The sequence below is a fragment of the Allofranklinella schreckenbergeri genome (assembly GCF_003703475.1).
GTDB classification, from domain to species: Bacteria; Pseudomonadota; Gammaproteobacteria; order Burkholderiales; family Burkholderiaceae_C; genus Lampropedia; species Lampropedia schreckenbergeri.
This window is the reverse complement of record NZ_RDQM01000008.1, coordinates 124904-145902: the sequence shown is the minus strand read 5'-3', so window position 1 is coordinate 145902 and position 20999 is coordinate 124904. Positions and strand designations below refer to the sequence as shown.

Here is a 20999-nt window from a genome sequence, read left to right as displayed (position 1 = left end):
TTAACGGGAGTATTTAGTATCATGACAGTCACAGCTACTGTGCCAAAAGGGGAGCGAGTCTATTATCTCGTTGAGGATCCGCATGCTGGCGGTCATGACCATGGTTACTCCCATGGTCATAACAATACGACCGGATTGGGCTTTTGGATTTACTTGATGACAGATTGCTTGATTTTTGCAATCTTGTTCGCCATGTATGCAATCCTGGGTCGCAGCTATGCGGCCGGGCCATCGCCGGCAGATCTGTTTGAGTTGCCGTTGATTCTTGTCAATACTTTTATGCTGCTTTTTTCGTCGATCACCTTCGGGTTCGCGATGTTGCAGTCCTATAAAGGCAATGTGCAAGGAACCATTAAGTGGTTGCTGATTACTGCTGCCTTTGGTCTGGCGTTCTTGGCTATTGAAATTTATGAGTTCTACCATCTGATTCATGTTGGGGCCGGTCCTCACCGGAGCGCCTTCCTGTCGTCCTTCTTTACGTTGGTAGGCACGCATGGTCTTCACGTGACGTTCGGCATCATTTGGTTGCTGACTCTGGTATTTCAGTTGCGTAAAAGTGGCTTGATTGAGGCCAATAATCGTCGGTTGATGTGCCTGTCGATGTTCTGGCACTTCCTGGACCTGATTTGGATCTGCGTTTTCTCGTTTGTTTATTTGATGGGGGTTTTGGAATGAGTGAGCATGGTCATCACGCCAAATCAGGCCACGGCACATTAAATGAGTATATTGTTGGCTTTGTGCTTTCGGTCATTCTTACGGTCATACCATTCTGGTTGGTTATGGCTGATGTACTGGATAGCAAAACTGCCACGATAGGCTGGATTTTGGGTCTGGGATTAGTGCAAATGATTGTGCACTTGGTGTTCTTCTTGCATCTTAAGCCCAATACGGAGGACGGATGGACATTGATCACTTTGGTTGGTACGGTTTTGACGGTGGCTGTTTGTTTGGTTGGGTCTATTTGGATTGTCAATAAACTGCATAACCACATGCGCCCGCACCACAATTTTGAGTATGTGCCTGAAAGTGCTCGAGACGTTATTCGTCGCTGATTCGATTAACGTGTTCTGGGTTTTATTTTGAAGAGTGCCCTGCTGATGAAAATCGGCAGGGTTTTCTTTTTACGCTATTGTTTTTTTATGGTTGATGCAATTTCTACTTCGAATATTTTTAGTGGTCCGGAATCTGTTGATCCGCAAGTTGCCAATCTTCGTTTGCCCCCTCAGTCGGTTGAGGCGGAGCAAAGCGTTCTTGGAGGGTTGTTGCTAGATAATATGATGTGGGAGCGGGTTTCCGACCTTCTCCAGCCTAGCGATTTCTATCGCAATGAACATCAGAAGATTTATGCAGCTATTGCGGCCTTGTTAGAGAATGATCGCCCGGCAGATGTGGTGACGGTATTTGAATATTTGAGAGGCGTAGGGAGCGCAGAAGAAATAGGCGGGATCGAGTATTTGAATGCGTTGGCGCAATACGTTCCAAGTGCAGCGAATATTCGTCGATATGCTGAGATTATTCGTGAGCGGGCCATTCTGCGAAAGTTGATTGCTGCCAGTGATGAAATTGCCTCTAATGCCTTTAGTCCAAAGGGAAAGGAGGTCGGACAGATCTTGGATGAGGCAGAGGCTAAAGTTTTCAGCATTGCAGAGGAAAGTTCGCGCATGAAGCAGGGCTTCCAGTCTTTGGATGGTCTTGTGGTGCAGTTATTGGATCATGTGGAGGAAATGTCGCAAAGCCCACATGATATTACAGGCGTACCTACCGGTTTTAATGATCTAGATAGAATGACCAGTGGCCTACAACCAGGGGATCTTGTTGTTTTGGCTGCGCGTCCCTCTATGGGGAAAACGGCTTTTGCAATCAATATTGCAGAACATGTGGCTTTGCATGAATGTCTGCCTGTAGCCATTTTTTCCATGGAAATGGGAGCGACACAGTTGGCTGTGCGTATCGTTGGTTCTATTGGACGCATCAATCAGCAGCGATTGCGCACGGGGCGTTTAAGCGACGAAGAATGGCCTCGTTTAACAGAGGCGGTCGAGAGACTGCGTAATGTTTCCATGCATATTGATGAAACACCGGGGTTAACTCCTACTGAATTGCGTGCGAATGCGCGTCGGTTGGCGCGCCAATGCGGTCGCTTGGGATTAATCGTGGTGGATTATTTGCAGCTTATGAGTGGCTCGGGCAATTCCTCAGAGGAGAATCGAGCCACCGAGCTGGGAGAAATATCACGTGGTTTGAAAATGCTTGCCAAAGAACTGCAATGTCCTGTGATTGCGCTTTCACAGCTCAATCGAAGCGTTGAGCAGCGCACAGATAAGCGCCCCATGATGAGCGATTTGCGTGAGTCAGGAGCTATTGAACAAGATGCTGATGTAATTATGTTTATTTATCGGGATGATTATTACAATAAAGAAAACAGCAAGGCTCCGAATCAGGCAGAGATCATTATTGGAAAACAGCGAAATGGACCAACTGGAACAGTGAATTTGTATTTTCAGAAAGATCAAACACGTTTCGAAAATTTGGCTCTTGGAGATGAGCCATCTTTCTGATTTGAATGGATTTTCTATTGTATGAGTCACTCGCATCAATTTAAGATGTTAGCCTTTGATTGGGATGGCACGCTGTTTGATTCCACTGCCTTGATTGCTTTGAGTATTCAAGATGCTGTCCGCGATCTGGGTGAGGATCCGCCAACATTAGAGGAAGCTCGCTGGGTTATTGGAATGGAGTTGCATTCGGCTCTTGCTAAGGTGGCGCCGAATTTATCACCAAAAGCTTACGCGGATTTGGCCAATCGTTACCGCTACCACTATCTTCGCAGACAGGAAGATATTGTCTTTTTTGATGGTGTGATTCCGATGCTTCAAGGCTTGAAAGAGCGCGGATTTTTGTTGGCGGTGGCGACGGGGAAAAGTCGGCGAGGGTTAGACCATTTGTTGAAATGCCATGATTTACAAGACTTGTTTCATGATAGTCGGACCGCCGATGAAACAGCTGGCAAGCCCAATCCATTGATGCTGGAAGAGCTGATGCAAGTGTGGGATGTTCAGCCTAATCAATTATTAATGATTGGAGATACCAGTCATGATTTGCAAATGGCTTATAACGCGAATAGTCCAAGTCTCGGTGTGACATATGGTGCCCATGCGGAGCAGGAGTTGCGAGCTTGGAAGCCCTTGGCTGTTCTGGATTCAATTGCTGATTTGGATATTTGGCTCAGCTCTCAGGTGGGGAGTTTTAAATAATTGAATTGATTTTTAGAAGGGGTGCGGTGTGAAACCTTACGAAGAGTCTGTGGCTGACGATGTTTGGGCAGAGCGCCCAGGACAAATTAAAAATAAACAGGGTCGTTGGGAGCGAGACATGCTGGAAAAGCTGGCATTCGCTAGTTTAAAAGAGCAGCGGCGCGCGCGTCGTTGGCGAATATTTTTCCTATTTTTGTTCGCGAGTTATATTGCCTTCATTACTTGGAAAGCTATGGGGGGCAGTGTGAGTGGTCCTTCAAAGGTAGAAGAGCACACAGCTTTTGTCCGTGTTCATGGGACTATTGTAGAAGGTCAGGATGCGAGCGCGCGCTATCTTGTGCCTGCGCTACGAAAGGCATTTGAAGCTGAAGATGCAAAAGCCGTTGTTTTGGCCATCAATTCACCAGGTGGAAGTCCCGTGCAGGCGGGAATTATCCATGATGAAATTCTGCGGCTTAAAGAAAAACACAAAAAACCCATTTATGCAGTTATCAGCGATATAGGAGCCTCGGGTGGGTATTACGTGGCAGTTGCGGCAGATCGTATTTATGTGGATAAGGCGAGCATCGTTGGCAGCATTGGTGTGTTGATGAATGGTTTTGGGTTCACGGAAACCATGGAGAAATTAGGGGTTGAGCGACGTTTGCTTTCGGCTGGCGATCACAAAGGATTTTTGGATCCGTTCAGTCCTGAAAATCAGGATGATGTGCTGCATGCAAAAAAAATGCTGCGTCAGATCCATCAACAGTTTATTGCCGTGGTAAGAGCAGGGCGAGGAAGCCGTTTAAAGGAAACGCCGGATATGTTTTCGGGATTGGTATGGACAGGAGAGGAGGCGATTGCTTTAGGGCTTGCGGATCAACTCGGGTCAATGTATGCCGTTGCACGTAATGTCGTTCAACACGAGCGCTTGGTGGATTACAGCCCGCATAAAAGCTGGGTGGATAAAGTGGCGGCACGGCTGGGTGCTTCCGTAGGGGCTGGTGTTGTAAGCGGAGCAATGCAGGAAGCCCGAGCGCAAGCAGCGCGATTGCAATGATCAAGGTTTTTCGGAGAGGGTGCTGCCAAGCCATTGGGCAAAGGGGGCAGCGACATGTACAGCCGAAACGGCATAAATGGCCGGAATGTCATAGGGATGGTGCTCAGCGAGGACGGATTGCAACATCGTGCAATGGGCTGCATCGGTTTTGAACGCTATACGCCACTCACGCTCGTTGACCATGGCGCCTTGCCACTCGTACAGGCTTTCTATGGAATCGATATGAACGCATGCCGTGAGCCTCTTGGCTAAGGCGATCTCGGCAAGGCGGTGTGCATCGGCCTCATTGCCGACGGTGGTGAAAACAATCAAAAGGCTCATGGGTGATGCTGGGGTAGAGGTAAAGAGGGTTTGCTATAATGCGCGGCTTTGCAGCGTAGTCGCTGGCCGGGTGGTCATGTCGCGTGTCTCAAACGCTGTTTTTGTGGTGGTCTGTTGTGGTTCACCCTTTCCTTGAAGGAATACTGACAAATGGTCGTTATCAGACTCTCCCGCGGCGGCTCCAAAGCTCGCCCTTTTTACAACATTGTTGTGGCCGATAAGCGTGTGCGCCGTGATGGTCGCTTTATTGAGCGTATCGGTTATTACAACCCCAATGCACGTGGGGCTGAGCAAGGCTTGCGTATTGACCATGATCGCTTGACATACTGGAAAGGTGTTGGCGCTCAGGCGTCTGATACGGTGGTGCGCTTGATCAAGCAAGCAGCTAAGCAGCAAGTTGCGGCCTAACTCCCGTAGCAAGCTCTGATGAAGGCAGGCATTGTCGCTTTGGGCGCAATGCCTGTTTTTTTGTGTTGATTTCTGTATGGAATCTGAATGAGCAAAGCGTATAAAACCTCCGAACCATCGTTGCCTGAACAGGCTACAACCGAGATGTCTAAAGGCTCCTGGCCTAGTCAAGAAAAAGAGCAGACTGTCCGAGGGCTGTTGGCCTCGCTCGCAGAGCCTGAGCCAAGCGAAGCGTTGATTGATCTGGCTTATATCGCAGGTGCTTTTGGAGTGAAGGGATGGGTTCGCATCAGCCCTTTCAGCGCCGATGCAGATGCTTTGCATGAAGTGCAGGAATGGTTTATTGCGCCTCCCCAAGGCGCCCATGCGCGTGGTGTGCCATGGCTGACCTCCCATTTGCATGTGCGGGTCGAACAACTGAAACCCCAAAGTGATGGGTTGATTGCGAAATTCGAGGGAGTGGATGATCGCGACGTCGCCCATGCATTGAGAGGCGCCACGATTGCCTTGCCGCGCAGTGCCTTCCCCGTGTTGCCCGAAGGGGAGTTCTACTGGGTGGACTTAATAGGGCTGGAGGTGCGCAATCGCCAAGGCATTCGGCTGGGGCAAGTGGAAAAACTGTTTTCCAACGGGCCGCAGTCCGTACTGGTGGTGCAGGGCGAAGTGCAAGGCAAGCCGAAAGAGCACTTGATCCCTTTTGTGGGGGTGTATGTCGATACAGTTGATTTGTCAGACCGGCAAATCACGGTGGATTGGCAACCCGATTATTGATATGCGTTTTGATGTCATTACGCTATTTCCTGAATTGATTTCGCCTTACCTGGAGCACGGGGTGAATCGCCGCGCCTTGGCCCTAGGCGTACAGGTGCATTTATGGAATCCGCGGGATTTCGCCGATGGCGCTTACCGGCGCATTGATGATCGCCCCTTTGGCGGCGGGCCTGGCATGGTGATGCTGGCTGAGCCGCTGGCCCGATGCGTGGATGCCATCCGTTTGGCGCGAGGCGAAGTCGTTGGCGTGAAATCTCTGCCCGATGCCGAAGATCGGGTGCCGCTGGTGTTTTTCACGCCTGTGGGCGACCCGCTCCAGCACGCCTTGATAGCCCGCTTTGCTCTGCCACAACCGGGTGCGCGAGGGCAGGGCGCTGTGCTGTTATGCGGGCGTTATGAGGGGGTGGATCAGCGCTTTGTGGATGCATACGTGGACTGCCAAATCAGCCTTGGTGATTTTGTGCTCTCGGGCGGAGAGGTTGCGGCGGCGGCTTTTCTGGATGCGGTCTTGCGTTTGCAGCCGGAAGTTTTGCACGATGCGCAAAGCCATATGCAAGACAGCTTCCATCCCAATATAGGCGGACTGCTGGACTGCCCCCATTACACACGACCGGAGAACTGGCGCGGTCAAAGCGTGCCGGATGTGCTGTTAAGCGGCGACCATGCGCGCATTGCCGTTTGGCGCCGCCAGCAAAGTCTGGCGTTGAGTGCACAGCGCAGGCCCGATTTGTTGGCCAAAGCCGAGCAAGTTGGGCAATTGAGCGAGCAAGAGCGGGATTGGCTGGCTGAGCTGAAACGCAGTACCGTATAAGGCGCGCGTGCGCTGGTTATAATCAGCGGTTTTTCGATCCTCTACAGGGGCGCATACACCTGGGCTGCATAGGCTCGGGGCCAATTCCGGCATTGATACAACCCTTGCCCTTGCAAGATCGGATAGGACAACACATGAACTTGATCCAGACCCTGGAAGCCGAAGAAATTGCGCGGTTGAACAAAAACATTCCCGATTTTTCCCCCGGTGATACCGTGGTGGTGAACGTGAACGTGGTGGAAGGCAACCGCAAGCGTGTGCAGGCTTACGAAGGCGTGGTGATTGCCAAGCGCAACCGCAGCCTCAACAGCAGCTTCACGGTGCGCAAAATCTCCAGCGGCGAAGGCGTTGAGCGTACTTTCCAAACCTACAGCCCCTTGATCGCCAGCATCACTGTGAAGCGCCGTGGTGATGTGCGTCGCGCCAAGCTGTACTACTTGCGCCAACGCAGTGGCAAATCTGCCCGCATCAAGGAAAAACTGCCTTCGCGCGTCAAGGTTGCAGATTAAACCCTGCGCAACTTTGCCTTGCGATCGAAATCGTGAAACACCGCCGCACTGCCCTTTGGCCGTTGCGGCGGTTTTCTTATGGCACAAGCATACAGAGCGTCGGCTTTTTAATTTTAATTCAATAGGAAATAAAATAATATTTTTTCGGCATGTTGGGTGGAGATTTGATTTTCTTTTGAATTGAAATTTGTTCTTTCTGCCAAGCCTGTATTTGTTTATGTCGCCCGATCAAAAGCCCCTGCCTGAACTCAGGCCGCCGCAAAGGCCGCGCATTCGGCTGCCGCAAGGCTTGCGTCCGCAGGATGTGCCTGTCATTCAAGTGGATCGGCATTTGCTGGCCGTGCCCGATGCGGCGCAATCCATCGCAGCGCTGCGTGAGCGATTTGAGCGCCAGCCGGTGTGGACGCCGGAATGGGTGACGGAAAGCCAATGGCTGGATTTTTCGCCGGGCTTTACCCCCATTGCCGCGGCCGTTCTGATCCCCATCGTGGCGCAGCCGCAGCCCACCGTGTTGCTGACGAGGCGTTCCTCGCGCCTCAACACCCATTCGGGCCAGGTGGCTTTCCCGGGCGGGCGTTTGGATCCGGGTGAGGACGTTGTCGCCGCGGCTTTGAGAGAGGCGCAAGAAGAAGTCGCCTTGCAGCCAGAGCGGGTGCAGGTGCTGGGCCAGTTGCCCAGCTATCTGACAGGTACGGGGTTTGAGGTGACGCCAGTGGTGGGAATCGTGCCGCCGGGGTTGCCCTTGCAGGCCAACCCGCATGAGGTGGATGAGATTTTTGAGGTGCCGCTGCGTTTTTTGCTGAATCCGGCCAACCACCGCCACCATGTGTTCCAGATGGATGGCATGGAGCGGCGCTGGCTCTCCATGCCTTATCTGGAAAAAGAGCAGGAATATTTTATTTGGGGCGTGACGGCCAGTATTTTGAGAAATTTTTATTGGTTTATGCGCGCACCTTATTCAAAACCTTGAAATCGGTTTTTGCGTATTCGTTTTTTTGATTTTCAGAGGATTGGATGCATTCAACTTTTATCCGCGCTCAACAGCGCGCCGCCAATGCGCTGCGTCCCGTGCGCATTGAACGCGGCTATACCATGCATGCTGAGGGATCGGTTTTGGTGGCATTTGGCCATACGCAGGTTTTATGTACAGCCTCGGTGGAAGAACGTGTGCCGCCGCATCAAAAAGGCTCCGGGCAGGGTTGGGTGACCGCCGAATACGGGATGTTGCCGCGCGCCACGCATACGCGCAGCCAGCGCGAGGCGGCCAAGGGCAAACAAACCGGGCGCACACAGGAAATTCAGCGTTTGATTGGCCGCTCCTTGCGCGCCGTGTTCGATTTGGAGCAGTTGGGTGAGCGCTCCATCCATTTGGATTGCGATGTTTTGCAGGCCGATGGCGGCACGCGCACAGCAGCTATTACGGGCGCTTATGTTGCCGCGCATGATGCAGTGACGTGGTTGCTTCGGCAGGGAATGATTGCGCAAAACCCCATCCGCGAAGCAGTGGCGGCGGTTTCTGTAGGGATCGTGCAGGGCCAGGCTTTATTGGATTTGGAATATTCGGAGGACAGCGCTTGCGATACGGACATGAATATCGTCATGACAGCGTCGGGCCATTTTGTGGAAGTCCAGGGTACGGCAGAAGGTGCGGCATTTTCACGCACCCAAATGGATGCTTTGCTGGATTTGGCCGGTCAAGGCATTGAACAGTTGTTTGCGTTACAGCAAGAAGCGCTGAGCAGGCCTTGAGGAGGGCACATTACAATCTGCGGCCTTGAACAGGGTTGGAGGATTGCAAGATGCCTGTCCTTGAACTGATAGGTTTTGCGCTTGCGGTTGGATAGTGGCGGCGGTTTGGCGTCGATATGGGGTAATCCATGGGCAAAAAAACATGGTTGATGTGCGTATGCAGCCTCGTGCTCAGCGGGGTTTGCGGCACAGCGAGGGCCGATGAAGCCTCGGTCACCCTGCAGCTGCGTCGTCTGGTTGCAGGGGTGATTGAGTATTCTCAATGGCCACAAATGAAAGCCCCATTGCTGGTTTGCGTGGCCGGGCATGATGCTCTGGAGCGATCGCTCAGAGAGCACCCCTTGCGTTCGCGTCATGGCGAGCTGGATATTCGGCATGTGTCCACCACGGATGCGGGTAATTTGGACGAGTGCGAGGTGCTGTATGTGGGTAATTTGTCCGATGCCTATGCGGAGAATTTGCTCAGGCCATTGGTTGGCAAACCGGTGGTGACTATTCGGCAAAATCCAACGCATTGCAGTGAAATTTCTTTTTTTTGTATTTATCTCTATGCAATGCCGGCAGCATTTGAGGTGAATCTGGATTTGGTGGCGCGCAGTGGGGTGCGGCTGAATCCGTGGGTATTAACGCTGGCGCAACCCGATGCACAAAAACAGCCCTGAGTCTTGTTGGGTGCAGCTTCACAATTGATTTTCGTACCATGCTTTTCTTTTTGCGTTCTTTTTTCCTTTCCCTGGCCGTCCTGGTATTGACAGCATGCCAAACGGTGCCACAAACGCATGCCAGCGGCTTGACTGCTGAGCAAATTCATGCGTTGGAAGAATTCGGCTTTGTGCATATCGATAAAGGGATGTCCTACGATTTGGCTGGGAAAATTCTCTTTGAAACGGATTCGTCCGATCTCAGTGAGGAAGCCAAAGCAGTGATTGCCCGGATCACGGGGCTGTTTAAGGAGATTGGCATTGGCTATCTGAAGCTGGAAGGTCATACCGATAATCGCGGGGCTGACCAGCACAACCAGCGTTTGTCGGAGCAGCGTGCGCAGGCGGTGGCCGATGAAATGGTGGCCCTTGGCCAGGATGTGCACAAGCTCAAGGTAGTGGGCAAGGGCGCTTCCGCTCCCATTGCGGATAATGCAACGCCTGAGGGGCGTGCGGAAAATCGCCGGGTGACGCTGGTGGTGGGTGTGGCTGGCGGGCTTGTGCCGGCTGCGAAATAAAAGGACTTTCTGGGCTGTCTTTTTGAGGAAGGTGTGATGGGCTTTGGGATGGGTTGATGCAACAGCCGCTTGATTTATCACGATTTCTCAAAAATGCAGCAATGGACAAAGGGCGCGTGATGCGCCCTTTGTTGTTTTTCCCCCAGGTCATGGCTTTCTGCCCCCGTCGTGGGTGGTTTGAGGCTGTTTTGCAGCCGTGGAAGAGCCTGCTACTTCAATAAATTACATATCAAAGGAAATAAAATCGCCTTGTTTCGGCAATTTGGTTAATAAGATGATTTTCCTTTGAGGTGTATTTATGTTGTGCGTCGTCCTCGCGCCAAAACGTCGCGCAGATAGCGTCCGGTATGGCTGGCGGGGTGCTGGGCAATGGCTTCAGGCGTGCCCAGGGCGATGACTTGGCCGCCGCCCTGGCCGCCTTCGGGGCCCATGTCGATGATCCAGTCGGCGACTTTGATGACGTCCAGGTTGTGCTCAATGACGACGACGGTGTTGCCCGCGTCGCGCAAGCGTTGCAGGACTTGGACGAGCAGGGCGATGTCGGCAAAGTGCAGGCCGGTGGTGGGTTCGTCCAGGATGTAAAGCGTGCGGCCGGTGTCGCGGCGCGAGAGTTCCAGGGCGAGTTTGACGCGCTGGGCTTCGCCGCCGGAGAGGGTGGTGGCGCTTTGGCCCAGGCGGATGTAGGACAGGCCCACGTCCATCAGGGTTTGCAGTTTGCGGGCGATGGCGGGCACGCTTTGGAAGACGGCCAGGGCGTTTTCCACCGTCATGTCGAGGATGTCGGCGATGTTGTGGCCTTTCCAGCGCACTTCCAGCGTTTCGCGGTTGTAGCGGCGGCCGTGGCAGATGTCGCAGGGCACGTACACATCGGGCAGAAAGTGCATTTCGACTTTGACCATGCCATCGCCCTGGCAGGCTTCGCAGCGCCCGCCGGCGACGTTGAAGGAAAAGCGTCCGGGGCCGTAGCCGCGCTCTTGCGCGGTGGGCACTTGCGCCAGCAGATCGCGGATGGGGGTCATCAGGCCGGTGTAGGTGGCGGGGTTGCTGCGCGGGGTGCGGCCGATGGGGGCTTGATCGACGTTGATGACTTTGTCCAGCCATTCCAGGCCGAGCAGTTCCTGATGGGGGGCGGGTTCGGTGTGGGCGCGGTAAAGGCGTTGGGCGACGGCGGCGTACAGCGTGTCGTTGACCAGGGTGCTTTTGCCGGAGCCGGATACGCCGGTGACGCAGGTGATGAGGCCGATGGGGATGTCCACATCGACGTGGCGCAGGTTGTTGCCGTGGGCGCCGACGATGCGCAGGGTCTGGTAGGCGAGGGGGCTTGGCTGGGCTTCTGTGGTGGATGCTGTAGTGGCTGTGGCGGCCTGGAAGGGCGCACCAGCGTTGGCCCGGGCAGCGGGTATGGCCTGCCAGGGCGTGCGCGCGGCGGGCACGTCGATGCGCAGCGCGCCAGAGAGGTAGCGCCCGGTGAGCGAGTCAGTGTGGGCGCAGATGGCGGCGAAATCGCCTTGGGCAACGACCTGGCCGCCATGCACGCCCGCGCCGGGGCCCATGTCGATGATGTGGTCGGCCGCGCGCATCATGTCTTCGTCGTGCTCGACGACGAGCACGCTGTTGCCGATGTCGCGCAGATGCTCCAGCGTGGCGATGAGGCGGTCGTTGTCGCGCTGGTGCAGGCCGATGCTGGGTTCGTCCAGCACGTACATGACGCCGGTCAGGCCCGAGCCGATTTGGCTGGCCAGGCGGATGCGCTGGGCTTCGCCGCCGGAGAGGGTGTCGGCGCTGCGCTCCAGGCTGAGGTAGTCCAGGCCGACGTTGTTGAGAAAGCGCAGCCGCGTGGCGATTTCGCGCCCGATTTTGGCGGCGATCTCGGCCTTGGCGCCGCTCAGTTGCAGTTGCTCGAACCAGCGCAGCGCCTCGGCCAGCGTGTCGTGCACGACGTGCTGGATGGGGCGCGCGTGCGCGCCTTCGCCCACTTTGACGTGCAGCGCCTCCTGGCGCAGGCGCGCGCCCTGGCAGGCCGGGCAGGTTTGTGCGCTGCGGTATCGCGCCAGCTCCTCGCGCACGGCGGTGGAGTCGGTCTCGCGGTAGCGCCGCTCGAAGTGGGGGACGATGCCTTCAAAGGGCCGCAGGCGCTCGATGGGCTGGCCTTTGCCGGGGCCGCTTTCGGCGATGAAGGTGAAGCGGATTTCTTCCTGGCCGGAGCCGTGCAGGATGACTTCGCGCACGTGCGCGGGCAGTTCCTCGAAGGGGGTGTGCTCGGCGTCAAAGCCGTAATGCGCGGCCAGGCTTTGGAGTTGGCCGAAGTAGTAGGCGTTGCGCCTGTCCCAGCCCTTGATGGCGCCAGCGGCCAGGCTGAGCGAGGGGAAGGCGACGATGCGTGCGGGGTCGAACACCTCGCTGACGCCCAGGCCGTCGCAACTGGGGCAGGCGCCAATGGGGGAGTTGAAGGAGAACAGGCGTGGCTCCAGCTCGGGCAGGCTGTAGTCGCAATGCGGGCAGGCGAATTTGGCGCTGAAGTTGTGCTCGACGCCGCTGTCCATCTCCAGCGCGATGACGCGCCCGCTGGCGTTGGCGCCGCCAATGCCCAAAGCCGTTTCAAAGCTCTCGGCCAGGCGCTGGCGCATGTCGGGGCGAACTTTGAGGCGATCGACGACGACGTCGATATCGTGCCGGTCGTTCTTTTTGAGGGTGGGCAGGTCTTCTTCGCTCACCGTCTGCCCATCGACGCGAAAGCGCACAAAGCCGCGCGCGCGCATGGCTTCAAACAGATCGGCAAATTCGCCCTTTTTGCCGCGCGCCACGGGGGCCAGCAGCATCAGCTTGGTGCCTTCGGGCAGCGCCAGGATGGCATCGACCATTTGGCTGACGGTTTGTGCGGCCAGCGGCAACTGATGCGTAGGGCAATAGGGTGTGCCTGCGCGCGCATAGAGCAGGCGCAGGTAATCGCTGATCTCGGTGACGGTGCCGACGGTGGAGCGCGGGTTATGGCTGGTGGCTTTTTGCTCGATGGAGATGGCCGGCGAGAGGCCCTCGATCATGTCCACATCGGGCTTGTCCAGCCGCCCCAGGAACTGGCGGGCGTAAGCGGAGAGGCTTTCCACATAACGCCGCTGGCCTTCGGCGTACAGCGTGTCGAACGCCAGCGAGGATTTGCCCGAGCCGGACATGCCGGTGATGACGATGAGCTTGTGGCGCGGGATATCGAGATCGATGTTTTTCAGGTTGTGGGTGCGCGCGCCACGGATGCTGATGCAGTCGTGCCCATGCGAAGGTGCGCAAACTGCGGGCGTGGCGGCGGAATTGGTGGTGGAACTCATCCCAGTGCAGGCAAGAAAAAAATGCAACCGGGCATGATAGCAAGGGCGCCTGGGCAGGGGCCAGGTCTGCGGGGGGCACGCCACGGAGTCAGGGATTGCCCCTAGTTGTGACAAAGTGTGATAGCGTATGCCCTATTGATTTTTTGACAAACCTATCCAAAGGAGTGACAGATGAAGCTGAACGTTGGTGGTATCGATCGAATCTTGCGCATCGTGGTCGGCGTGGTGCTGATTGCCTTGGCTGCGTTCAATGTCGTGGGCTGGTGGGGCTACCTGGGCATCGTGCCACTGGTGACGGGGCTGTTCAGCTTCTGCCCGCTGTACCCGCTGTTGGGCATCAACACTTGCCCGCTGGATAAGCGTTGAGCTTGCGCCGGCGCGCATAGGAACGCATAGGAAAAAAGGCGGCCCGTAGTGGCCGCCTTTTTGTGTCAAGATATTTCTTTCAAAGGAAATTTGGCTGCGTGCCTATCATGCCGAAACAAGGGAATTATTTTTCCTTTTGATTGGTAATAATGGGGCGCTTTTTATGCGGCGGGCAAGAAGCCTTCGACGGAAAGGTAGCGCTCGCCCGTGTCGTAGTTAAAGCCCAGCACGCGCGCGCCATCGGGCAATTGGGGGAGCTGCTGCGCAATGGCGGCCAGCGTGGCGCCGGAGGAAATGCCCACCAGCAACCCTTCCTGCGCGGCGCAGCGGCGGGCGTATTCGCGGGCGGCTTCGGCTTCGACCTGGATCACGCCATCGAGCAGGCTGACATCGAGGTTTTTCGGGATAAAGCCTGCGCCCAGCCCCTGGATGGGGTGCGGCGCGGGCTGGCCGCCGGAGATGACGGGCGAGTCTTTGGGTTCCACCGCAAATACTTTCAGTTGCGGCCAACGCGCCTTGAGCGCGCGCGCCACGCCGGTGAGATGCCCGCCCGTGCCCACGCCGGTGATGATGGCGTCCAGCCCCTCGGGGAAGTCGGCGGCGATCTCCTCAGCGGTGGTGCGCATGTGCACTTCGATGTTGGCGGGGTTGTCAAACTGCTGGGCGATCCACGCGCCGGGCGTTTGGGCCTTGAGTTCTTCGGCGCGGGCGATGGCGCCTTTCATGCCCGCCGCTTTGGGGGTGAGTTCAAAACGCGCGCCGTAGGCCAGCATCAGGCGGCGGCGCTCCAGCGACATGCTCTCGGGCATGACCAGAATCAGGCGATAGCCTTTGACGGCGGCCACCAGTGCCAGCCCGATGCCGGTGTTGCCCGAAGTAGGCTCGATGATGGTGCCGCCGGGCTGAAGCTCGCCGCTGCGCTCGGCGGCCTCGACCATGGCCAGCGCGATGCGGTCTTTGATGGAGCCGCCGGGGTTGGTGCGCTCGGCCTTGATCCAGACCTTGGCCTCGGGGCCAAACAAGCGGTTGATGCGGATGTGCGGCGTGCGGCCAATGGTTTCGAGGACGTTTTGGTAGGGCATGGCGTTTCCTTCAAGAGAAAGGGCGCTGCCGCAGTGTCTTGCGGCAGCGCCCTTGAACACAACGGCGCCCATTGTGTGCCCTTTGCCCGGCCTGGGGAACGATATTTATCTTCTATCGATATGCCACAGCTCCATATGCGGCAAGGGCGGGCGTTGTGGGCGGGGCGGCTGGATCACTGCTCGACCAGCAGCGAGCGCAGCATCCACGCGGTTTGCTCGTGCACGGCCAGGCGCTGCGTGAGCAAGTCGGCAGTGGGCTCATCGCTGGCTTTTTCGGCCAGGGGGAAGATATCGCGCGCGGTGCGGGCCACGCTTTCATGGCCTTCGATGAGGATGCGCACCATCTCCAGCGCAGAGGGCGGTTGGTCGGGCGCGTCGGCCAGCGAGGTCAGGCGACCGAACTCGGCGTAAGAGCCGGGGGCGAAATGGCCCAGCGAGCGGATGCGCTCGGCGATGGGGTCGATGGCGTTCCACAGCTCGGTGTACTGATCCATGAACATCGCGTGCAGGGTGTTGAACATCGGGCCGGTGACGTTCCAGTGGAAGTTGTGCGTGGTCAGGTACAGCGTGGTGGTGTCGGCCAGCAGGCGCGAGAGGCTGGAGGCAATGGCCGCGCGGTCTTTGTCGTTGATGCCGATGTTGATGGCAGGCACGCCAGTGGCCGTGCGCTTGGTGGTGGCTGCTTTGGTGGTTTTGCTGGTTTTAGGCATGGATGGCTCCTCTGGTTGAAATCTGGTTGAAAACATGCAATGCGCCGCGAAGGCGACCGGCCTCTTTGGCGTTGACCCGGCCCCTGTCATGGGGCGCTTGTTTGCGGGTGGTGGCGTTATTGTCGTGCCCGCTGGCGGCGAAAGCCAATGAAGTTTGGCAATGGCGGCGATAGGCAGTGCGGCTGGCGCATCAGGGGCTGGGCCCCATCGTCAGGCGGGTCGCATGGGGGGCGCTGTTTTTATTTCAAATCAAAAGAATAAAAATTGTCCTATTTCGGCATGTTTGTAATGAAATTGATTTTCTATTGAAATGAAATAAAGTGCCGGGCATTGAAAACAATTGTTGCGATTGCATCGGGTAAGCCCCCTGAAGGCCAAGGGGTGCGAGGGCTAGAATCGTCGGCTTTGACTGCGGGGCATGGGGCGGACGGAGCCTGTCCATGCCCGTTTATTGTTTTTCAAGGAGGTGATTCGCATGCGTAAGACGGCGATTTGGGGCGCGCTGGCCCTGGGTGCAATGGCTTTGACGGGCTGCCAGACAACGGGCTTGCAGCTCGGCGGCGGCAACACGATGGCCACGGGCGGGGCGGCTGGCAGCCATGCGGCTGGCGCGAATTCGCAACTGGAGCGTTGCGATGCGCCGTTGGGCACGGTGTCGCTGGTGGAAAACCAGGACGCTGGCTGGTACACCATCTTGCGTGGCGAATACCAACTGCCGCCCACTTCCAACCTGCTGCGCCTGTTGATTCAGCAATCGAACTGCTTTGTGGTGGTCGAGCGCAGCGCTGCGGGCATGAACGCGATGCAGCGCGAGCGCGCGCTGATGCGAAGCGGCCAAATGCGCGGGGGCAGCAACTTCGGCGGCGGGCAAATGGTCGCCTCTGATTACGCCTTGCAGCCCGAGGTGGTGTTCAGCTCCGACAACACCGGCGGCTGGATGGGGGCCGTGGGCGGCCTCATCGGCGGCGGTGGCGGCCAGGCCCTGGCGGCCATTGGCGCCAATACCAAGCGCCGTGAAGCCGCGGCCATGCTGACTTTGGTGGATAACCGCTCGGGCGTGCAGGTTTCGGCCTCGCAAGGCAGCGCGGGCAAGACCGATTTGGGCGGCTTTGGCTCGCTGTTCGGCGGCGGCGCTGGCGCAGGTTTGGGCGGCTACAGCAATACCCCGCAAGGCCAGTTGCTGACGGCCGCTTTCATGGATGCCTACAACCAAATGGTGCGCTCGCTGCGCAACTACCAGGCGCAGACCGTCAAAGGGCAGGGCCTGGGCGGCGGTGGGCGCTTGGGTGTGGATGGCGGCGTTGCCCCTTCCCAAACCCACGTGAAAGGCCCGCGCGTGAGCGTGCGCTCGGCGCAGCAAATGCTCAACGACATGGGCTACGACGCAGGCTCGCCGGACGGCAAGATGGGCCAGCGCACGGTTAATGCCCTGCGCGCGTTCCAGCGCGATAACGGCCTGGCGGTCACCGGGCGTTTGGACAAGGCTACGATGCAGGCTTTGTCGGAACAGTAAGAACAGTCGGCCATTGGCGCACTGCGGCCCCGTTGGGGGCCATGACGATCAGGCGGTCTAGCAAAGATAGGCCGCCTTTTTTGTGGCCCTGCAAAACGGCTTTGCAAATCCATCGTTGGTTATTGACGACACGGAAAACATCGTTGTCAATTGACGCCCGCGCCGACTTCCAGAACGGGCTATCGGGTGGCTGTAAGCGGTGGCTGGAGGGCGATAATTGCAGGCATTCGTATCTGCTTGCGAGGAAATGTAAACGTGGATATCACCCAACTGCTGGCATTCAGCGTCAAAAACAAAGCCTCTGACCTGCACCTCTCCGCAGGCCTGCCGCCCATGATTCGCGTCAACGGCGATGTGCGGCGCATCAACGTCGAGCCGCTCGACCACCGCGCGGTGTTTTCCATGATTTACGACATCATGAGCGATGCCCAGCGCAAGACGTATGAGGAATTTCTGGAGGTGGATTTCTCCTTTGAGGTCGATGGCTTGGCGCGCTTTCGGGTCAATGCTTTCAACCAGAACCGCGGCGCGGCGGCGGTGTTCCGGACCATTCCGAGCAAGGTGCTGACGCTGGAGCAGCTCAATGCGCCCAAGATTTTTGCCGATTTGGCGCTCAAGCCGCGTGGCCTGGTGCTGGTGACGGGGCCGACCGGCTCGGGCAAGTCCACCACGCTGGCGGCCATGATCAACCACCTCAACGAGAGCGAGTACGGCCACATCCTGACGGTGGAGGATCCGATCGAGTTCGTGCACGAATCGAAAAAGTGCCTGATCAACCAGCGTGAGGTCGGGCCGATGACGCACTCGTTCACGGCCGCTTTGCGCTCCGCATTGCGGGAAGACCCGGACGCCATTTTGGTGGGCGAGCTGCGCGATCTGGAAACCATCCGCCTGGCTTTGACGGCGGCGGAGACGGGGCACTTGGTGTTTGGCACGCTGCACACCTCCAGCGCGGCCAAAACCATTGACCGGGTGATTGACGTGTTCCCCGCAGAAGAAAAAGAAATGGTGCGCTCCATGCTGTCCGAATCGCTGGAGGCGGTGATTTCGCAAACCCTGCTCAAGACCAAGGACGGCTCAGGCCGTGTGGCCGCGCATGAAATCATGTTGGGCACGCCAGCGATTCGCAACCTGATCCGCGAGGCCAAGGTGGCGCAGATGTACTCCACCATCCAGACCAGCCAAAGCATTGGCATGCAGACGCTGGACCAAAACCTGGTGGAGCTGGTGCGGCGCAACGTCATCAGCGCACGCGATGCGCGCATGAAAGCCAAGATTCCGGAGAACTTCCCCCTGTAATCGGGAGTGCAGCGCGTGTGGTGGAATCGCTCTAAAAAATCGGCGCAGGAGCCTGCGCCCCCGCCCGTGGCGTCGCCAGTGCTGCCGTTAGACGGCATGGATGCGCCGGAGGGCTATCGTGCAGGCGTGGCGGGCGAATCCGTCTTGTTTCAATCACTGCTCGCCCCGAATGGCCCGGGCGCGGGGCTTGTCGTGCCGTGGCAAACCCGGGCGGACAATCTGGGCGCCAAGCGCTTAGGCCGCGACAGAGGCGTGATGCTGCTGCAAACCGCCTGGGCGCACCAAGGCCCCAATCAGCCTTTTAACCGCCAGGAACTCAGCGCCTTGGGGATGTTTTGGGATTACTTTCACGTTGCGGCCGACCGCGAAGTCATCCAGCAAGGTGAATACGGCGATTACATGCTGGTGCAGCTCACCGGCGCGATGGCCGTGGAGCGGCTGGATGCCGCCGGGAAAAACATGCGCCTGGCCGAGACCAGCGTGGGCGATTTGATCGGGGAGATGTCGCTGCTCGATCATGGCTTGCGCTTTTCTTCCTGCGTCAGCCTCACGCCCTGCGATCTGGCCGTGCTCACGCGCGAGGGGCTGGAGGAGATGCTGCACAATCAACCGCAATTGGCGGCCCGCTTGATACTGGTGCTGGCGCGCAAGCTCTCCATCCGGCTGCGCTCGCTCAGCGCCAAACTTGGCTCGTAACCGCAGTAACCGCAGACAGCGCCGCCACCGCAATTTTCAGCCGCCCCAGGGCTGGGCCACAGAGGAGAAATCATGGAACGCGATCAGGCCAGTAAATTCATCAACGACTTGCTCAAGCTGATGGTCAGCCGCAACGGCAGCGACTTGTTCATCACGGCCGACTTCCCGCCCGCGATCAAGGTGGACGGCAAGATCACCAAGGTATCGCCCCAGCCGCTCACGCCCGCGCACACGCTGGCGCTGGCGCGCTCCATCATGAGCGACAAGCAGGCGGCGGAGTTCGAGCGCACGAAGGAGGCCAACTTCGCCATTTCGCCAGCCGGGGTCGGGCGCTTCCGGGTCAACGCTTTTATCCAGCAAGGGCATGTGGGGTTGGTGCTGCGGGTGATTCCCTTGACCCTGCCCACCATTGATGGCCTGGGGCTGCCGCAAATCCTCAAAGACATTGCCATGACCAAGCGTGGCCTGTGCATTTTGGTGGGCGCGACCGGCTCGGGTAAATCGACCTCGCTGGCCGCGATGGTGGATTGGCGCAATGAGCACTCCCACGGCCACATCGTCACGATTGAAGATCCGGTGGAATTCGTGCACGCCCACAAGAATTGCGTCGTCACCCAACGCGAGGTGGGGCTGGATACGGATTCCTGGGACGTGGCCCTGAAAAACTCCCTGCGCCAAGCGCCGGACGTGATCTTGATGGGCGAGATTCGCGACCGCGAAACCATGGAAAACGCCATCGTCTTTGCCGAAACCGGCCACTTGTGCCTGGCCACGCTGCACGCCAACAGCGCCAACCAGGCGATGGACCGCATCATCAACTTCTTCCCGGAGGAGCGCCGCGCGCAGTTGCTGATGGATATCTCGCTGAACCTGCGCGCCATCATGTCGCAGCGCCTGGTCACGCGCCAGGACGGCAAAGGCCGCGTTGCCGCCATTGAAATTCTCCTCAACACGCCGCGCGTGGCCGATTTGATCTTCAAGGGCGAAGTTGCCGAGATCAAAGAGGCCATGAAACTCAGCCGCAACCAAGGCATGCAAACCTTTGACCAGGCCCTGTTCGACCTGTTCGAGGCCAACGTCATCAGCTACGAAGACGCCCTGCGCAATGCCGACTCCCTCAACGACTTGCGCCTGCAAATCAAGCTGCACAGCAACCGCGCGCGCACGAAAGACCTGGCCGCAGGCACGGAGCACCTGTCGGTGATTTGAGTGCGCTCTGGCGCGACGGGGCTGAGCTTGGATGGGCTTGGCGAGATATAGCGCAATTGCGGCACAATCGCGCCCCAATTTGCCCCCAATTTGCCCTGGCCTCCTGCCCGCGCCTGCCTCGCTCCGTTGTTCAACTCCGCTCCCATCAGGCTTTTGCATGCACTCCCCTCGCTCTTGTGCCATCGCCTTTCTGGTGGCCGCCGCTTTGGCCGCTTGCGCCAACCAGCCCCCGACGGCTTCCGGCCTGGCAATGGGCGCCAGCCAGGCCGAAGCGCGTAGCCTTTGGGGCGAACCGCTGGCCGTCTATGCCAGCAAACAAGGCAGCATCTGGTTTTACGACACGGGCGTGCGGACGTTGCAGCGCCAGCGCATCGTGTTTGACGCTCAAGGTCGCGTGCAGCAGCAAGGCTCTGCATGGAGCCGGGCGGCCTTTGCGCAAGTCCAGCCGGGCTGGGATAGCCAGCAGGTGCTGCACCACTTTGGCCCGCCAATCCGGCAAGAAGCGCCGCGCAGCTCCATCTTGCAAGAGCGCGACGATGCGCTCCAAGAGCGCTTGCGGGCCAGCCGCCCGCCAGCGACGGCCCAAGCCAAACACTGGCTGTATGGCTTTCGGGAGCACACGCGCTACTACGCCGTCGTGCTCACCGTCGAGAACGGAAGGGTGACGGCCGTCAACATCCAGGAAGACATGCCACAAAACTCCTTCTAATTACAAATCAAAAG

23 protein-coding genes are annotated in these 20999 nt (G+C 57.6%); 19 read left to right on the top strand and 4 right to left on the bottom strand.

The features are described 5' to 3' along the window. Window positions 1-21: 21 nt before the first annotated feature. The 5 genes from cyoC to EBQ26_RS07845 all read left to right on the top strand — a co-directional run bounded on the left by cyoC (window position 22) and on the right by EBQ26_RS07845 (window position 4293). Window positions 22-675 carry a cytochrome o ubiquinol oxidase subunit III gene (gene cyoC / locus EBQ26_RS07865; protein ID WP_122238459.1) on the top strand — a complete coding sequence of 218 codons (654 nt, stop codon included), beginning with the start codon at window positions 22-24 and terminating at the stop codon, window positions 673-675. Continuing rightward, on the top strand, window positions 672-1052 hold the full coding sequence (cyoD, locus tag EBQ26_RS07860) for a cytochrome o ubiquinol oxidase subunit IV (protein WP_122238458.1): 381 nt from the start codon (window positions 672-674) through the stop codon (window positions 1050-1052). The genes cyoC and cyoD overlap by 4 nt, the downstream gene beginning before the upstream one ends. An 87-nt stretch (window positions 1053-1139) precedes the next feature. After that, window positions 1140-2558, top strand: coding sequence for a replicative DNA helicase (dnaB, locus tag EBQ26_RS07855; RefSeq protein WP_122238482.1), 1419 nt, complete (start codon window positions 1140-1142; stop codon window positions 2556-2558). Between the two features lie 21 nt (window positions 2559-2579). Then, window positions 2580-3254 carry an HAD-IA family hydrolase gene (locus EBQ26_RS07850; protein WP_122238457.1) on the top strand — a complete coding sequence of 225 codons (675 nt, stop codon included), beginning with the start codon at window positions 2580-2582 and terminating at the stop codon, window positions 3252-3254. Between the two features lie 28 nt (window positions 3255-3282). After that, a complete protein-coding gene (locus EBQ26_RS07845; RefSeq protein WP_238944232.1) occupies window positions 3283-4293 on the top strand; it encodes a S49 family peptidase in 1011 nt (336 codons plus the stop codon). On the opposite strand, the gene cutA is transcribed toward EBQ26_RS07845, so the two are convergent. Then, entirely contained in the window at window positions 4294-4614 is a 321-nt protein-coding gene (cutA, locus tag EBQ26_RS07840) for a divalent-cation tolerance protein CutA (RefSeq protein WP_122238456.1), read from the bottom strand. Window positions 4615-4764: 150 nt separating this feature from the next. On the opposite strand from cutA, the gene rpsP reads away from it, so the two are divergent. The 8 genes from rpsP (at window position 4765) to EBQ26_RS07800 (ending at window position 10081) form a co-directional block, all read left to right on the top strand. Further along, window positions 4765-5022 (top strand): 30S ribosomal protein S16, encoded by a 258-nt coding sequence (gene rpsP, locus EBQ26_RS07835; protein WP_122238455.1) that lies wholly within the window; start codon window positions 4765-4767, stop codon window positions 5020-5022. A gap of 87 nt (window positions 5023-5109) precedes the next feature. Beyond that, a complete protein-coding gene (gene rimM / locus EBQ26_RS07830) occupies window positions 5110-5793 on the top strand; it encodes a ribosome maturation factor RimM (protein ID WP_238944231.1) in 684 nt (227 codons plus the stop codon). A gap of 1 nt (window position 5794) precedes the next feature. After that, window positions 5795-6604 (top strand): tRNA (guanosine(37)-N1)-methyltransferase TrmD, encoded by an 810-nt coding sequence (trmD, locus tag EBQ26_RS07825; protein ID WP_122238454.1) that lies wholly within the window; start codon window positions 5795-5797, stop codon window positions 6602-6604. A gap of 134 nt (window positions 6605-6738) precedes the next feature. Beyond that, window positions 6739-7113 (top strand): 50S ribosomal protein L19, encoded by a 375-nt coding sequence (rplS, locus tag EBQ26_RS07820; protein ID WP_122238453.1) that lies wholly within the window; start codon window positions 6739-6741, stop codon window positions 7111-7113. Window positions 7114-7330: 217 nt separating this feature from the next. Further along, window positions 7331-8083, top strand: a complete 753-nt coding sequence (locus EBQ26_RS07815; RefSeq protein ID WP_122238479.1) for a CoA pyrophosphatase — start codon at window positions 7331-7333, stop codon at window positions 8081-8083. A gap of 44 nt (window positions 8084-8127) precedes the next feature. Further along, entirely contained in the window at window positions 8128-8862 is a 735-nt protein-coding gene (gene rph, locus EBQ26_RS07810; RefSeq protein WP_122238452.1) for a ribonuclease PH, read from the top strand. 128 nt (window positions 8863-8990) lie between these two features. After that, window positions 8991-9524: a YfiR family protein gene (locus EBQ26_RS07805; protein ID WP_122238451.1), complete on the top strand. Its 534-nt coding sequence runs from the start codon at window positions 8991-8993 to the stop codon at window positions 9522-9524. 38 nt (window positions 9525-9562) lie between these two features. Then, a complete protein-coding gene (locus tag EBQ26_RS07800; protein ID WP_122238450.1) occupies window positions 9563-10081 on the top strand; it encodes an OmpA family protein in 519 nt (172 codons plus the stop codon). Between the two features lie 296 nt (window positions 10082-10377). On the opposite strand, the gene uvrA is transcribed toward EBQ26_RS07800, so the two are convergent. Then, on the bottom strand, window positions 10378-13401 hold the full coding sequence (uvrA, locus tag EBQ26_RS07795) for an excinuclease ABC subunit UvrA (RefSeq protein WP_122238449.1): 3024 nt from the start codon (window positions 13399-13401) through the stop codon (window positions 10378-10380). A 171-nt stretch (window positions 13402-13572) separates the two neighbouring features. Here uvrA and EBQ26_RS07790 point away from each other — a divergent pair, with 171 nt between their 5' ends. After that, a complete protein-coding gene (locus tag EBQ26_RS07790; protein ID WP_122238448.1) occupies window positions 13573-13767 on the top strand; it encodes a YgaP family membrane protein in 195 nt (64 codons plus the stop codon). A 161-nt stretch (window positions 13768-13928) separates the two neighbouring features. On the opposite strand, the gene cysK is transcribed toward EBQ26_RS07790, so the two are convergent. Then, the gene (gene cysK, locus EBQ26_RS07785) at window positions 13929-14849 is read right to left on the bottom strand and encodes a cysteine synthase A (protein ID WP_122238447.1); all 921 of its coding nucleotides are present in this window, start codon (window positions 14847-14849) and stop codon (window positions 13929-13931) included. Window positions 14850-15022: 173 nt separating this feature from the next. Continuing rightward, window positions 15023-15559 (bottom strand): Dps family protein, encoded by a 537-nt coding sequence (locus EBQ26_RS07780; protein WP_122238446.1) that lies wholly within the window; start codon window positions 15557-15559, stop codon window positions 15023-15025. Between the two features lie 475 nt (window positions 15560-16034). Here EBQ26_RS07780 and EBQ26_RS07775 point away from each other — a divergent pair, with 475 nt between their 5' ends. The 5 genes from EBQ26_RS07775 (at window position 16035) to EBQ26_RS07755 (ending at window position 20985) form a co-directional block, all read left to right on the top strand. Next, complete coding sequence (locus EBQ26_RS07775) at window positions 16035-17072, top strand: peptidoglycan-binding domain-containing protein (protein WP_122238445.1); 1038 nt, start codon at window positions 16035-16037, stop codon at window positions 17070-17072. Window positions 17073-17327: 255 nt separating this feature from the next. Beyond that, the gene (locus tag EBQ26_RS07770; RefSeq protein WP_122238444.1) at window positions 17328-18371 is read left to right on the top strand and encodes a type IV pilus twitching motility protein PilT; all 1044 of its coding nucleotides are present in this window, start codon (window positions 17328-17330) and stop codon (window positions 18369-18371) included. 15 nt (window positions 18372-18386) lie between these two features. Then, the gene (locus EBQ26_RS07765) at window positions 18387-19067 is read left to right on the top strand and encodes a cyclic nucleotide-binding domain-containing protein (RefSeq protein WP_124779339.1); all 681 of its coding nucleotides are present in this window, start codon (window positions 18387-18389) and stop codon (window positions 19065-19067) included. A 72-nt stretch (window positions 19068-19139) separates the two neighbouring features. After that, window positions 19140-20276: a PilT/PilU family type 4a pilus ATPase gene (locus tag EBQ26_RS07760; protein WP_122238442.1), complete on the top strand. Its 1137-nt coding sequence runs from the start codon at window positions 19140-19142 to the stop codon at window positions 20274-20276. Window positions 20277-20433: 157 nt separating this feature from the next. Continuing rightward, on the top strand, window positions 20434-20985 hold the full coding sequence (locus EBQ26_RS07755) for a hypothetical protein (RefSeq protein WP_122238441.1): 552 nt from the start codon (window positions 20434-20436) through the stop codon (window positions 20983-20985). Window positions 20986-20999 lie beyond the last annotated feature (14 nt).